The sequence below is a fragment of the Enterobacter sp. EC_50 genome, from assembly GCF_019584525.1.
Taxonomy (GTDB): domain Bacteria; phylum Pseudomonadota; class Gammaproteobacteria; order Enterobacterales; family Enterobacteriaceae; genus Enterobacter; species Enterobacter roggenkampii.
This window is the reverse complement of the sequence record NZ_VDAF01000005.1, coordinates 113,526-126,307: the sequence shown is the minus strand read 5'-3', so window position 1 is coordinate 126,307 and position 12,782 is coordinate 113,526. Positions and strand designations below refer to the sequence as shown.

Annotated in this window: 16 protein-coding genes; 13 read left to right on the top strand and 3 right to left on the bottom strand. The window is 57.8% G+C overall.

From position 1 onward, the window contains the following. Positions 1 to 8: 8 nt before the first annotated feature. The 12 genes from cysD to rpoS all read left to right on the top strand — a co-directional run bounded on the left by cysD (position 9) and on the right by rpoS (position 9,729). Positions 9 to 917: a sulfate adenylyltransferase subunit CysD gene (cysD, locus tag FHC48_RS06235; protein WP_008499613.1), complete on the top strand. Its 909-nt coding sequence runs from the start codon at positions 9 to 11 to the stop codon at positions 915 to 917. Between the two features lie 9 nt (positions 918 to 926). Next, complete coding sequence (gene cysN, locus FHC48_RS06230) at positions 927 to 2,351, top strand: sulfate adenylyltransferase subunit CysN (protein ID WP_119312220.1); 1,425 nt, start codon at positions 927 to 929, stop codon at positions 2,349 to 2,351. After that, positions 2,351 to 2,956 (top strand): adenylyl-sulfate kinase, encoded by a 606-nt coding sequence (gene cysC, locus FHC48_RS06225; RefSeq protein ID WP_021241908.1) that lies wholly within the window; start codon positions 2,351 to 2,353, stop codon positions 2,954 to 2,956. The genes cysN and cysC overlap by 1 nt, the downstream gene beginning before the upstream one ends. Before the next feature lie 58 nt (positions 2,957 to 3,014). Then, positions 3,015 to 3,341: a DUF3561 family protein gene (locus tag FHC48_RS06220; protein WP_008499610.1), complete on the top strand. Its 327-nt coding sequence runs from the start codon at positions 3,015 to 3,017 to the stop codon at positions 3,339 to 3,341. Between the two features lie 166 nt (positions 3,342 to 3,507). Then, positions 3,508 to 3,819, top strand: a complete 312-nt coding sequence (gene ftsB, locus FHC48_RS06215) for a cell division protein FtsB (RefSeq protein ID WP_008499609.1) — start codon at positions 3,508 to 3,510, stop codon at positions 3,817 to 3,819. Positions 3,820 to 3,838: 19 nt separating this feature from the next. Further along, a complete protein-coding gene (gene ispD, locus FHC48_RS06210; RefSeq protein WP_059362380.1) occupies positions 3,839 to 4,549 on the top strand; it encodes a 2-C-methyl-D-erythritol 4-phosphate cytidylyltransferase in 711 nt (236 codons plus the stop codon). After that, positions 4,549 to 5,028 (top strand): 2-C-methyl-D-erythritol 2,4-cyclodiphosphate synthase, encoded by a 480-nt coding sequence (gene ispF, locus FHC48_RS06205; protein ID WP_008499607.1) that lies wholly within the window; start codon positions 4,549 to 4,551, stop codon positions 5,026 to 5,028. The genes ispD and ispF overlap by 1 nt, the downstream gene beginning before the upstream one ends. Further along, positions 5,025 to 6,074, top strand: coding sequence for a tRNA pseudouridine(13) synthase TruD (gene truD / locus FHC48_RS06200; RefSeq protein WP_059362377.1), 1,050 nt, complete (start codon positions 5,025 to 5,027; stop codon positions 6,072 to 6,074). Before ispF ends, truD begins: the two co-directional genes overlap by 4 nt. Beyond that, positions 6,055 to 6,816: a 5'/3'-nucleotidase SurE gene (surE, locus tag FHC48_RS06195; RefSeq protein ID WP_059362373.1), complete on the top strand. Its 762-nt coding sequence runs from the start codon at positions 6,055 to 6,057 to the stop codon at positions 6,814 to 6,816. Before truD ends, surE begins: the two co-directional genes overlap by 20 nt. Then, a complete protein-coding gene (locus tag FHC48_RS06190) occupies positions 6,810 to 7,436 on the top strand; it encodes a protein-L-isoaspartate(D-aspartate) O-methyltransferase (RefSeq protein WP_008499604.1) in 627 nt (208 codons plus the stop codon). The genes surE and FHC48_RS06190 overlap by 7 nt, the downstream gene beginning before the upstream one ends. Positions 7,437 to 7,552: 116 nt before the next feature. Further along, positions 7,553 to 8,677: a murein hydrolase activator NlpD gene (gene nlpD / locus FHC48_RS06185; RefSeq protein WP_008499601.1), complete on the top strand. Its 1,125-nt coding sequence runs from the start codon at positions 7,553 to 7,555 to the stop codon at positions 8,675 to 8,677. A gap of 59 nt (positions 8,678 to 8,736) precedes the next feature. Beyond that, positions 8,737 to 9,729 carry an RNA polymerase sigma factor RpoS gene (gene rpoS / locus FHC48_RS06180; protein WP_008499600.1) on the top strand — a complete coding sequence of 331 codons (993 nt, stop codon included), beginning with the start codon at positions 8,737 to 8,739 and terminating at the stop codon, positions 9,727 to 9,729. A 52-nt stretch (positions 9,730 to 9,781) separates the two neighbouring features. Here the strand turns inward: rpoS and FHC48_RS06175 are convergent, their stop codons facing one another. Then, entirely contained in the window at positions 9,782 to 10,162 is a 381-nt protein-coding gene (locus FHC48_RS06175; RefSeq protein ID WP_021241912.1) for a DUF4440 domain-containing protein, read from the bottom strand. After that, the gene (locus tag FHC48_RS06170) at positions 10,159 to 11,361 is read right to left on the bottom strand and encodes an MFS transporter (protein WP_032653179.1); all 1,203 of its coding nucleotides are present in this window, start codon (positions 11,359 to 11,361) and stop codon (positions 10,159 to 10,161) included. Before FHC48_RS06170 ends, FHC48_RS06175 begins: the two co-directional genes overlap by 4 nt. A gap of 108 nt (positions 11,362 to 11,469) precedes the next feature. On the opposite strand from FHC48_RS06170, the gene FHC48_RS06165 reads away from it, so the two are divergent. Further along, positions 11,470 to 12,357 (top strand): LysR family transcriptional regulator, encoded by an 888-nt coding sequence (locus FHC48_RS06165; RefSeq protein WP_032664263.1) that lies wholly within the window; start codon positions 11,470 to 11,472, stop codon positions 12,355 to 12,357. Here FHC48_RS06165 and FHC48_RS06160 read toward each other — a convergent pair. After that, positions 12,354 to 12,761, bottom strand: a complete 408-nt coding sequence (locus FHC48_RS06160) for a MarR family winged helix-turn-helix transcriptional regulator (protein ID WP_008499596.1) — start codon at positions 12,759 to 12,761, stop codon at positions 12,354 to 12,356. The genes FHC48_RS06165 and FHC48_RS06160 overlap by 4 nt on opposite strands. Positions 12,762 to 12,782 lie beyond the last annotated feature (21 nt).

The window sequence follows — 12,782 nt, the reverse complement described above, 5'->3', positions numbered from 1 at the left end:
GAACGGTTATGGACCAAAAACGTCTTACACACCTGCGGCAGCTCGAAGCGGAAAGTATCCATATTATCCGCGAAGTGGCCGCCGAGTTTTCTAACCCGGTGATGATGTACTCCATCGGTAAAGATTCCAGCGTCATGCTGCATCTGGCGCGTAAAGCGTTTTATCCGGGCACGCTGCCGTTCCCGCTGCTGCACGTGGACACCGGTTGGAAATTCCGCGAGATGTACGAATTCCGCGACCGTACCGCGAAAGCCTACGGCTGCGAGCTGCTGGTGCATAAAAACCCGGAAGGGGTGGCGATGGGCATTAACCCGTTCGTGCACGGCAGCGCCAAACACACCGATATCATGAAGACCGAAGGGCTGAAGCAGGCGCTGAATAAATACGGTTTTGACGCGGCCTTCGGCGGCGCGCGCCGTGACGAAGAGAAGTCCCGCGCCAAAGAGCGTATCTACTCCTTCCGCGATCGCTTCCACCGCTGGGACCCCAAAAACCAGCGTCCGGAGCTGTGGCACAACTACAACGGCCAGATTAACAAGGGCGAAAGCATCCGCGTCTTCCCGCTCTCCAACTGGACCGAGCTGGATATCTGGCAGTACATCTATCTGGAAAACATCGAGATCGTTCCGCTGTATCTGGCCGCCGAGCGCCCGGTGCTGGAGCGTGACGGCATGCTGATGATGATCGACGACGATCGCATCGACCTGCAGCCGGGTGAAGTGATCAAAAAACAGATGGTGCGTTTCCGCACCCTCGGCTGCTGGCCGCTGACCGGCGCTGTGGAATCCAACGCCCAGACGCTGCCGGAGATCATCGAAGAGATGCTGGTGTCGACCACCAGCGAGCGACAGGGGCGCGTGATTGACCGCGACCAGGCAGGCTCCATGGAGCTGAAGAAACGTCAGGGTTATTTCTAAGGAGCCGCCATGAATACCACTATTGCTCAACAAATTGCCAACGAAGGCGGCGTGGAAGCGTATCTGCACGCGCAACAACACAAAAGCCTGCTGCGTTTTCTGACCTGCGGCAGCGTGGATGACGGGAAAAGTACCCTGATTGGCCGTCTGCTGCACGATACGCGCCAGATTTATGAAGATCAGCTCTCCTCCCTGCATAACGACAGTAAGCGTCACGGTACCCAGGGCGAAAAGCTGGATCTGGCACTGCTGGTAGACGGCCTGCAGGCGGAGCGCGAGCAGGGCATCACGATTGACGTGGCCTACCGCTATTTCTCTACCGAGAAGCGCAAATTTATTATCGCCGACACCCCGGGGCACGAACAGTACACCCGCAATATGGCGACCGGCGCGTCGACCTGTGACCTGGCGATCCTGCTGATCGACGCCCGTAAAGGCGTGCTGGATCAGACCCGTCGCCACAGCTTTATCTCCACGCTGCTGGGGATCAAACATCTGGTGGTGGCGGTCAACAAAATGGATCTGGTGAACTTCAGCGAAGAGAAGTTCGAGGAGATCCGCCAGAGCTACCTGGCCTTTGCCGAACAGCTGCCGGGCAACCTGGATATCCGCTTTGTGCCGCTCTCGGCGCTGGAAGGGGATAACGTCGCCTCCCAGAGCGCGAACATGCCGTGGTATAGCGGCCCGACGCTGCTGGAGGTGCTGGAGACGGTTGAAATTCAGCGCGTGGTCGACACTCAGCCGATGCGCTTCCCGGTGCAGTACGTCAACCGTCCAAACCTTGATTTCCGCGGCTTCTCCGGCACGATTGCCTCCGGGACCGTGAAGGTAGGGCAGCGCGTCAAGGTGCTGCCATCCGGTGTGGAATCGACCATCGCACGCATCGTGACCTTCGACGGCGATCTCCAGGACGCAGGCGCCGGTGAAGCGGTTACGCTGGTGCTGAAAGACGAGATTGATATCAGCCGGGGCGATCTTCTGGTGGATGCCCAGGAAACGCTGGCCGCCGTGCAGGGGGCTTCCGTGGATGTGGTGTGGATGGCGGAGCAACCGCTGACGCCGGGCCAGAGCTACGACATCAAAATCGCCGGCAAGAAGACCCGCGCCCGCGTGGACGGTATTCAGTTCCAGGTGGACATCAACAACCTGACCCAGCGCGAGGTCACCGAGCTTCCGCTGAACGGTATTGGTCTGGTCGATCTGACCTTTGACGAACCGCTGGTGCTCGATCCGTATCAGCAAAATCCGGTGACGGGCGGGCTTATCTTTATTGACCGCCTGACGAACGTCACCGTCGGCGCGGGGATGGTCCGTGAGCCAAACGAACAGGCGTCCGCAGCTTCAGAATTCAGCGCCTTTGAGCTGGAGCTGAACGCGCTGGTGCGTAAGCACTTCCCGCACTGGGGCGCGCGCGATCTGCTGGGAGGCAAGTAATGGCTGCCCATGATGAGAACGTCGTCTGGCATCCTCATCCGGTCACCGTCGCCCAGCGCGAACAGCTCCACGGTCACCGTGGAGTTGTGCTGTGGTTTACCGGGCTGTCCGGCTCGGGTAAATCGACGGTGGCGGGCGCGCTGGAAGAGGCATTGCATCAGCAGGGCGTCAGCACGTACCTGCTGGATGGCGACAACGTGCGCCATGGCCTGTGCAGCGATTTAGGGTTCAGCGACGACGACCGCAAAGAGAACATCCGCCGGGTCGGGGAGGTCGCCAGCCTGATGGCCGACGCCGGGCTGGTGGTGCTGACCGCATTTATCTCTCCACACCGCGCCGAGCGCCAGATGGTGCGCGAACGGGTCGGTCAGGATCGCTTTATCGAAGTGTTTGTGGATACGCCGCTGGAGGTTTGCGAAGCGCGCGACCCGAAAGGGCTGTACAAAAAAGCGCGTGCCGGAGAATTGCGCAACTTCACCGGCATTGACGCGGTATACGAAGCGCCTGAATCGCCAGAAATTCACCTGGAGGGTCAACAATTGGTAACAAATTTAGTAAGCCAATTATTAGACCTGCTCAGACGGGACGATATTATCAGATCCTGAGACGGTATCGTTCGGGAGCTGTCTTCCCGAACGATGAGTCACGGTCACAGGACTAGCTATGCGCAACAGTGAACATTACATCACCACCACCGGGTCGGAGCCGCTTGCGACCGACGACGAAACGACCTGGTCATTTCCTGGGGCCATCATTGGCTTCGTCTCATGGTTGCTGGCGCTGGGTATCCCGTTTCTTATCTACGGCGGCAACACGCTGTTCTTCTTTCTCTACACCTGGCCTTTCTTTCTGGCGCTGATGCCCGTGGCGGTTGTCGTCGGCATTGCGCTTCACTCGCTGCTCAACGGCAAGCTCCTGTACAGTACCGTGGTCACGATTGTGACGGTGGTGCTGATGTTTGGTCTGTTATTTTTGTGGCTCATGGGCTAACTTCAGCCATAATTCAAACCGTAACCAACTGTGTAACGATATTGAGCAGGACGATTCTGCGGAAAAAATGTGGTACATTTGCCCGCGATGTTGCGGCATCTCTGTTACCCCGGCGTAGTGCTCTGGGGAAGTCTTGGGATGATGATGCCGTTTTTCAGGGGGCAGGATGGGTAAACTAACGCTGCTGTTGCTGGCTTTGCTAATCTGGCTGCAATATTCGCTGTGGTTCGGTAAGAACGGACTGCACGACTATAGCCGGGTGAGCGATGACGTCGCGGCTCAGCAGGCAACAAACGCCAAACTTAAGGCGCGAAACGATCAACTCTTCGCTGAAATTGATGACCTCAATGGCGGGCAAGAGGCGATTGAGGAACGCGCACGCAATGAACTCAGTATGACTAAGCCGGGCGAAACCTTTTATCGTCTGGTTCCGGATGCGTCTAAACGCAATCAGGGCTCAGCACAAAACAATCGATAATCAGGCCCAGGATTACGACATGGCAGTAACTTTTTCGGACGTATGCGCCGTGGTGCCGGCCGCAGGTTTTGGCCGGCGCATGCAGACAGAATGTCCCAAGCAATACCTCTCTATTGGCGATAAAACGATCCTCGAGCACGCCGTGGCGGCGCTGCTGGCGCACCCGCGGGTGACGCACGTGGTCATCGCCATCAGCCCCGGCGATGCGCGCTTCGCGCAGCTCCCGCTGGCAAATCATCCACAGATTACCGTTGTCGATGGCGGTGCCGAGCGCGCCGATTCCGTGCTGGCAGGCATTCAGGCGGCCGGTAATGCGCCGTGGGTGCTGGTCCATGACGCGGCGCGTCCGTGCCTGCATCAGGACGATCTCGCTCGCCTGCTGGCATTGAGCGAAACCAGCAAAGTGGGTGGCATTCTGGCCGCCCCCGTGCGCGACACCATGAAGCGTGCCGAGCCGGGCAAACGGGCTATCGCCCACACCGTCGATCGCGTCGATCTCTGGCACGCGCTGACGCCGCAATTTTTCCCCCGCGAACTGCTCCACGACTGCTTAACGCGCGCGCTTAACGAAGGTGCGACCATCACGGACGAAGCCTCTGCGCTGGAGTACTGCGGTTTCCACCCTGAGCTTGTTGAAGGACGTGCTGATAATATTAAAGTGACGCGTCCGGAAGATTTACAGCTCGCGGAATTTTATCTTACCCGTTCGACCCATCAGGAGAAGGCATAATGCGAATTGGACACGGTTTTGATGTACACGCCTTTGGCGGCGAAGGCCCAATTATCATTGGCGGCGTGCGCATTCCTTATGAAAAAGGGCTGCTGGCGCATTCTGATGGCGACGTGGCGCTGCATGCGCTGACCGACGCGCTGCTGGGCGCGGCCGCACTGGGTGATATCGGCAAGCTGTTCCCGGACACCGATCCGGCGTTTAAAGGGGCGGACAGCCGTGAACTGCTGCGCGAAGCGTGGCGCCGCATCCAGGCGAAAGGCTACACCCTTGGCAACGTCGACGTGACGATTATCGCTCAGGCCCCAAAAATGCTGCCGCACATTCCGCAGATGCGCGTATTTATTGCAGAAGATCTGGGCTGCCACATGGACGACGTGAACGTGAAAGCGACGACGACCGAGAAGCTGGGCTTTACCGGTCGCGGCGAAGGCATTGCCTGTGAAGCCGTGGCGCTACTGGTGAAGGCGAGCAAATGACAGACTTCGACAACCTGACATACCTGCACGGTAAGCCGCAGGGGAACGGGGTGCTAAAAGCCAGCCCGGAAGATTTCCTCGTGGTGGAGGATCTGGGCTTTGAGCCGGATGGCGAAGGCGAACATATCCTGGTGCGTATTCTGAAAAATGGCTGCAATACCCGCTTTGTGGCCGACGCGCTGGCAAAATTCCTCAAAATTCATGCCCGCGAGGTGAGCTTTGCCGGGCAGAAAGATAAACACGCCGTCACGGAACAGTGGCTCTGCGCGCGCGTTCCCGGCAATGCGATGCCTGATTTAAGCAAATTTGAGCTTGAGGGCTGTAAGGTACTGGAATATGCCCGCCACAAGCGCAAACTGCGTCTGGGCGCGTTAAAAGGCAACGCGTTTACGCTGGTGCTGCGCGACGTGACTGACCGTGAAGACGTTGAAAAACGCCTGAATGCCATCAGCGACCGCGGCGTACCGAACTACTTTGGCGCGCAGCGCTTTGGCATCGGCGGCAGCAACCTGCAGGGCGCACTGCGCTGGGCGCAAAGCGACGCGCCGGTGCGTGACAGGAATAAACGCAGTTTTTGGTTGTCGGCGGCCCGCAGTGCGTTGTTTAATCAGATTGTGAGCGAAAGGCTGAAAAAACCGGACGCGAATCAAGTTGTTGTTGGCGATGCGCTACAATTAGCGGGACGCGGAAGCTGGTTTGTGGCAACGGCCGAAGAGATGGCCGATGTCCAGTCGCGCGTGGACGCAAAAGGGCTGCTGATCACCGCCGCGTTGCCCGGTACGGGCGACTGGGGAACACAGGGCGACGCGCTGGCCGCCGAGCAGTCAGCCGTGGCGGATGCGCCAGAATTGCAGTCCTTGCTGGTGCGGGAAAAAGTCGACGCGGCACGCCGCGCGATGCTGCTCTATCCGCAGCAGTTAAGCTGGAACTGGTGGGATGACGTGACCGTCGAGTTACGCTTCTGGCTGCCGGCAGGCAGCTTTGCCACCAGTGTTGTCAGGGAACTTCTCAACACCTCGGGTGATTATGCGAATATTGCTGAGTAACGATGACGGGATCCACGCGCCAGGCATTCAGACCCTGGCGAAACACCTCCGTGAGTTTGCGGATGTGCAGGTTGTGGCGCCCGATCGTAACCGCAGTGGAGCGTCTAACTCGCTGACGCTGGAGTCGTCGCTTCGCACCTTTACCTTTGAAAATGGCGATATTGCCGTACAGATGGGTACGCCAACCGACTGTGTTTTTCTGGGCGTGAACGCGCTGATGCGGCCGCGTCCGGATATCGTCGTCTCCGGCATTAACGCCGGGCCTAACCTCGGCGATGACGTGATTTACTCCGGCACCGTGGCGGCCGCAATGGAAGGCCGCCATCTGGGATTCCCGGCGCTGGCGGTCTCGTTGAACGGCTACACGCACTACGACACGGCCGCCGCGGTGACCTGTTCGATCCTGCGGGCGCTCGGCCGCGAGCCGTTGCGTACCGGGCGCATCCTCAACATCAACGTGCCGGATCTTCCTCTCGATGAAATTAAAGGCATCCGCGTCACCCGTTGCGGGAGTCGACATCCTGCCGATAAGGTGATCCCGCAGCAGGATCCGCGCGGCAACACGCTTTACTGGATCGGCCCTCCTGGCGATAAGTGTGATGCGGGTCCGGATACCGACTTTGCCGCCGTGGAGGAAGGCTATGTTTCGGTTACCCCGCTGCACGTAGATTTAACCGCGTATAGCGCGCATGATGTGGTGTCGGGCTGGCTGGATCGCGCAGGAGTGAACGCGCAATGGTAAACAAACGTGTACAAACTCTTCTGGAACAACTACGCGCGCAGGGGATCCGCGACGAGCACGTGCTCGAAGCGCTCGCCCTGGTTCCGCGTGAGAAATTTGTAGACGAGGCGTTTGAACACAAAGCGTGGGAAAACGTGGCGCTGCCCATCGGGCAGGGCCAGACGATTTCGCAGCCTTACATGGTGGCTCGCATGACGGAGCTGCTGGAGCTGACGCCCGATTCCCGCGTGCTGGAGATTGGCACCGGGTCGGGGTATCAGACCGCGATCCTGGCGCATCTCGTTCATCACGTATGCTCCGTGGAGCGGATCAAAGGTTTACAGTGGCAGGCGCGTCGTCGCCTGAAACAACTTGATTTACATAATGTTTCGACACGACACGGTGATGGATGGCAGGGTTGGAAGGCTCGCGCCCCGTTTGACGCGATCATCGTGACGGCGGCCCCGCCAGAAATTCCAGCTGCCCTGTTGTCGCAGCTGGATGAGGGGGGCATTCTGGTTCTGCCTGTCGGGGACGAGCAGCAGCTGTTGAAGCGCGTTCGTCGGCGCGGCGGCGAGTTTATTATCGACACCGTGGAAGCCGTGCGCTTTGTGCCTCTGGTGAAGGGGGAGTTGGCCTGAGACTCGGAATTATCCAGGGTTATTAAGGCAAATTCAGCGTATGGTGTGGCGCGAAAGATTCGTGCCATCACGGTAAATTTTAAGTCACTGGTAGTTAACACATTCCTGGGGGATAAATGAGCGCGGGAAGCCCTAAATTCACCATCAGCCGTGTTGCGGCATTATCACTGGTTTCGCTCTGGCTGGCAGGCTGTACAAGTTCTAACAACGCACCTGCGCCCGTCAGTTCCGTCGGCGGAAACAGCGGCTCCGGTAACACGTCCAGCGGAATGTTAATCACGCCGCCACCTAAAATGGGAACAGCTGCGCCGCAGCAAACACCACAAATCCAGCCTGTGCAACATCCTGTTACACAGCCAATGCAGGTTCAGCCAGTTGAACAGCCTGTTCAGACCCAAAACGGCCGCATAGTCTATAACCGCCAGTATGGGAACATTCCGAAAGGCAGCTACACCGGTGGCAGCACCTATACCGTGAAACGCGGCGATACGCTGTTCTACATTGCGTGGATCACCGGGAACGATTTCCGTGACCTCGCGCAGCGCAACAACGTCCAGGCCCCATATGGTCTGGAAGTCGGGCAAACGCTCCAGGTGGGCAACGCGACGGGTACGCCGCTTACGCCTGGCAACACGGTTTCAGCGGCCGATGTGACGGCTCAAAATAACAGCGTTAAGCCTGCACAAAAATCCACCACGGTGGTTGCTTCACAACCTGTAATTACGTATTCTGAGGATTCAGGTGATCAGACTGCTAACAAAATGTTGCCGAATAATAAAGGGACTGCGACTGCTGTCACAGCACCGGTTACGGCACCTGTGGTTAGCTCTACTGAACCGACTGCCAGCAGTATGACCTCCAGTTCGCCGATTTCTGCATGGCGCTGGCCGACTGACGGCAAGGTTATCGAGAACTTCTCTTCTTCCGAAGGGGGAAATAAAGGGATCGATATCGCAGGGAGTAAAGGACAGGCTATCATCGCGACCGCAGATGGACGCGTTGTGTATGCCGGTAACGCTCTGCGCGGTTACGGTAATCTTATCATCATCAAACACAACGATGATTACCTGAGTGCCTACGCCCATAACGACACAATGCTGGTCCGGGAACAACAAGAAGTTAAGGCGGGGCAAAAAATCGCTACCATGGGTAGCACCGGAACCAGTTCTACACGCTTGCATTTTGAAATTCGTTACAAGGGGAAATCCGTAAACCCGCTGCAGTACTTGCCGCAGCGATAATTTGACGGGGCATGCCAGCCAGGGTGTCTCGTTCAGGGATCACGGGTAGGAGCCACCTTATGAGTCAGAATACGCTGAAAGTTCATGATTTAAATGAAGACGCGGAATTTGATGAGAACGGAGTAGAGGCTTTTGACGAAAAAGCCTTAGTAGAAGAGGAACCCAGTGATAACGATTTGGCTGAAGAAGAGCTGTTATCGCAGGGCGCCACACAGCGTGTACTGGACGCGACTCAGCTTTACCTTGGGGAGATTGGTTACTCCCCACTGCTAACGGCCGAAGAAGAAGTCTATTTCGCACGTCGTGCTTTGCGTGGTGATGTGGCCTCGCGTCGTCGCATGATTGAAAGTAACCTGCGACTGGTCGTGAAAATTGCCCGCCGTTACGGCAATCGTGGTCTGGCTCTGCTGGATCTGATTGAAGAGGGCAACTTAGGTCTCATCCGCGCAGTTGAGAAGTTTGACCCGGAACGCGGGTTCCGTTTCTCAACCTACGCGACCTGGTGGATTCGTCAGACCATCGAACGGGCTATTATGAACCAGACCCGTACGATTCGCCTGCCGATTCACATCGTCAAAGAGTTGAACGTGTATCTGCGTACCGCGCGCGAGTTGTCCCATAAGCTGGACCACGAGCCAAGCGCAGAAGAAATTGCCGAACAACTCGATAAACCGGTTGATGACGTAAGCCGTATGCTGCGTCTCAACGAGCGCATTACCTCGGTTGACACCCCACTGGGTGGCGACTCCGAAAAAGCGCTGCTGGACATCCTGGCCGATGAAAAAGACAACGGTCCGGAAGACACCACGCAGGACGATGACATGAAACAGAGCATCGTCAAATGGCTGTTCGAACTGAACGCCAAACAGCGTGAAGTGCTGGCGCGTCGTTTCGGTTTACTGGGGTATGAAGCTGCGACACTGGAAGACGTCGGCCGCGAAATTGGCCTGACCCGTGAACGTGTTCGTCAGATTCAGGTTGAAGGTCTGCGTCGCCTGCGTGAAATCCTGCAGGGGCAAGGTCTGAATATCGAAGCGCTGTTCCGCGAATAAGCAACCTTTCGTCAAAAAAGGCCCGTCGTGAGACGGGCCTTTTTCTTTTGTGTTACGGCTGCGTCGCCGTCTCGTGCAGCAGACGCCAGGTTATTTTGTCACCTTCCTGATTAAGCACCGCGGTTGACCAGCGCACGTTAACGGGCAGGTCTGGCCGGGTTTGCGTCTCCCGGTAGTGAAGCACTGCACCCCGTTCGCCGCTCTGGATCGTGGTTAATTCGTCAATGACGATTTTCAGCCCGGGACGGCTTCCGCGCTGTTTTTCCAGAAAACTGGCCAGGCCGTTATAGTCGACCTGCACACCGCCCGGCGGGATCATCAGAAAATCGCGCTGGAAACGGGCGAGCAGCGCGTCGGCCTCGCCTTCACCTTTGCCTAACCATGCTTCAAGCGCAATGTGGAGGTCGATAATGTCGTGTTCGAAAGGCGTCATGAATTCTCCTGTCGCAGCGGGTTTAGCACCTGCGTATTGTTAAGACGAAAAACGTACGGTACAGGCAGCAAGGTCATGCCTGCGGCAAAAATAAACATCCCGTGCCAGGCGGCGTGTGGCGTCAGCCACGCCTGCGCCAGGTTCAGCACCTGCGCCAGCAGCAGGGCACCGGCAAAAAAGCTCAATTGACGATTGAGATTCCACAGCGCGCTGGCATCCGGCATCTCGTCCCGGCGCGTTGTCAGAAACGCGCTGCTCTGAGCCGTGCTGCTGCACAGGCTTCCCCCGGCGCCCATCAGGGCAAACGCGACGGCAGGCAACAGCGTAGCCGAACTGACGTCAATCAAAAGCAGAATGCCCGTCGCCTGCAACAGGCAGCCGATGACGATCAGGGGGCGGGGGCCGATACGGTTAAAATAACGTCCCGTTGCCGTGATGGCGATAAACGATGCCACAGACCACGGCAGCATGAGCATGCCCGTAGCGGCTGGGCTCATGTTCGCCACGTTCTGAAGATAAAACATGCCCGTGACGTTCACCCCAATAAATACGCCAGGAACGCAGATATAGACAAGCATGGAAAAACGCAAAAGCGGGTCCGCGAGCAATGACAGGTTTAGCAGTCTGGCCGCGTTCATCGCAGGCATTTCGTGTTTAAGCCACAGGCAGGCCAGAACAAAGGTCACGATAGCGACCGGTAGCGTGGCGAAAAAGATCCATCGCCAGCTTAGCGTCTGTACCAGCAGTCCCCCGATAGCCGGGGAGCAGGCCGGGGCAAGCAGCGCGACCAGCATCACCGCCGAGGAGAGTCTGGCACGCTCGTGAGGCTTATACTGTTGCCAGGTCAGCGCCTGTCCAACGGGGATCAGTAAGCCTCCTCCCACGCCCTGAAGCACTCGCCAGGCGATCAGACTTTCCAGCGTTGCAGACAGGCCCGCCGCTGCGGAGGCTGCGCTGAACAGAAAAAGCGAAAGCAGGATGACGCGCTTTGGTCCGATGCGGCGCGAGAGCAGGCTGCTGAACGGGATCGCCAGCGTCAGGCCGGCAATGTAGCCGTTACTGACCCAGGCAAGGGCAGAAGGCGTGGCGTTAAAGGCGTGAGCCATCGCCGGAAAGGCGACGCTGGCAATAAACATGTTGATCAAATCAAGAAAAAAGCCCAGCAGATAGACAACGGCAACTTGGCTGCGATACGTCATGGTGGATCCTCCGGTGAGGTGGCGTATCGTATCGGCTCGGGCATCACGGATAAACCTGACAAAGCGCGATATACTGTCAAAAATATTTTGACAGTAAAGGGCGTGATGATGATTAACCTACAGCGGACGCAGATGTTTGTCGCAGTGGCCGACACCGGCAGTTTTACGGCGGCCGCCGAGGCGATGGGGCTGACAAAAGCGGTCGTCAGCTTCAATATCCGCCAGCTTGAAGATGAGCTGGGCGTTACGCTGCTGCTGCGCTCCACCCGCCGCCTGACGCTAACCGAGGCGGGCGTGCTTTTTCATCAGCGCAGCGTGGCGCTTCTGAAGGAGGCCGAACGGCTGCAGGATGATGTCCGCGCGAACCATGCGGGGCTCACCGGCGAACTGCGGATCACGACCACGCCTGAATATGGCGCCCGGGTCGTGGTGCCGCTGCTGGCCAGGTTTAGCCAGCAGCACACGGATCTTCGCGTCCGACATGTTTCGTCGTCACTGCACGCAGACCTTATCTCGGAGCGCTTTGACGTGGCCATCCGGCTGGGGACGCTTGTTGATTCGCGCAACCACGCCGCACTGATTTCTCACTTTTCTATTCTCCCCGTCGCGACGCCCGAGTGGCTTGCGAGAAACCCGATCGAATCGCTTGCGCAGCTGGCGCAGGCCGACTGGATTATCCACGAGCGCTTAGCCTCGCCGCTGCGCTGGCAGGTGAAAGATGCCCGCGGTGCGCCTGACATGCTGGAGATAAAAAAGGCGCCGCGTTTGTTTGCCGACAGCGCTCAGGCCCTTATGGCTTTTGCGCTCGCAGGCGGTGGGGTGGCGTTACTGCCGGAATGGCTGGTGCGCGATTCGCTTGATGCGGGAACGCTGGTGACGATTTTACCGGAGTATACCTTTGCGCGGCAGGGGATCTATGCGGTCTATCCTGATGCCCGGCATGTGCCCGCAAAAGTGCGCACCTTTATCGATTTTATGCGCACCAGCGTGAGTTAATCGTGCATCATCTTTTTGATGAGCGCAGAGAACTGCTCCCGCTCGGCCTTGTTAAGGCGTCCTAAAAAGGCCTCATCAACCTCATTGCCTACCGGCTTACAGTCTGCAAGCAGGGCCTCACCTTCTGGCGTGAGGAAGACAAAGCGACGGCGCTTATCCGCAGGGTCGTGCTCGCGTTTGACCAGCCCGCGCGCCTCCATGCGGCTCAGCATTTCCGCCAGGGTCGCTTTCGTGCTGACCGCGACTTCAGTCAATGCCACCTGTTCAATGCCCGGATGCTCGGCAATCGAGCGCATCACCGCATACTGCGGCTTGGTCAGTTCCGGCAGGGCATGTTGCCACTTCGCGGTATGCTGTTGAAAAAGCTGACGTAACAGGTGGAACGCCTCTTGTCTTAGTTCCATGAACACTCCGACAGAAAAAAT

What these genes read in the sequence shown, in the direction of transcription:
- cysD (WP_008499613.1), top strand. Translation starts at nt 9, where the DNA reads ATGGACCAAAAACGTCTTACACACCTGCGGCAGCTCGAAGCGGAAAGT.
- cysN (WP_119312220.1), top strand. Translation starts at nt 927, where the DNA reads ATGAATACCACTATTGCTCAACAAATTGCCAACGAAGGCGGCGTGGAA.
- cysC (WP_021241908.1), top strand. Translation starts at nt 2,351, where the DNA reads ATGGCTGCCCATGATGAGAACGTCGTCTGGCATCCTCATCCGGTCACC.
- FHC48_RS06220 (WP_008499610.1), top strand. Translation starts at nt 3,015, where the DNA reads ATGCGCAACAGTGAACATTACATCACCACCACCGGGTCGGAGCCGCTT.
- ftsB (WP_008499609.1), top strand. Translation starts at nt 3,508, where the DNA reads ATGGGTAAACTAACGCTGCTGTTGCTGGCTTTGCTAATCTGGCTGCAA.
- ispD (WP_059362380.1), top strand. Translation starts at nt 3,839, where the DNA reads ATGGCAGTAACTTTTTCGGACGTATGCGCCGTGGTGCCGGCCGCAGGT.
- ispF (WP_008499607.1), top strand. Translation starts at nt 4,549, where the DNA reads ATGCGAATTGGACACGGTTTTGATGTACACGCCTTTGGCGGCGAAGGC.
- truD (WP_059362377.1), top strand. Translation starts at nt 5,025, where the DNA reads ATGACAGACTTCGACAACCTGACATACCTGCACGGTAAGCCGCAGGGG.
- surE (WP_059362373.1), top strand. Translation starts at nt 6,055, where the DNA reads ATGCGAATATTGCTGAGTAACGATGACGGGATCCACGCGCCAGGCATT.
- FHC48_RS06190 (WP_008499604.1), top strand. Translation starts at nt 6,810, where the DNA reads ATGGTAAACAAACGTGTACAAACTCTTCTGGAACAACTACGCGCGCAG.
- nlpD (WP_008499601.1), top strand. Translation starts at nt 7,553, where the DNA reads ATGAGCGCGGGAAGCCCTAAATTCACCATCAGCCGTGTTGCGGCATTA.
- rpoS (WP_008499600.1), top strand. Translation starts at nt 8,737, where the DNA reads ATGAGTCAGAATACGCTGAAAGTTCATGATTTAAATGAAGACGCGGAA.
- FHC48_RS06175 (WP_021241912.1), bottom strand. Translation starts at nt 10,162, where the DNA reads ATGACGCCTTTCGAACACGACATTATCGACCTCCACATTGCGCTTGAA.
- FHC48_RS06170 (WP_032653179.1), bottom strand. Translation starts at nt 11,361, where the DNA reads ATGACGTATCGCAGCCAAGTTGCCGTTGTCTATCTGCTGGGCTTTTTT.
- FHC48_RS06165 (WP_032664263.1), top strand. Translation starts at nt 11,470, where the DNA reads ATGATTAACCTACAGCGGACGCAGATGTTTGTCGCAGTGGCCGACACC.
- FHC48_RS06160 (WP_008499596.1), bottom strand. Translation starts at nt 12,761, where the DNA reads ATGGAACTAAGACAAGAGGCGTTCCACCTGTTACGTCAGCTTTTTCAA.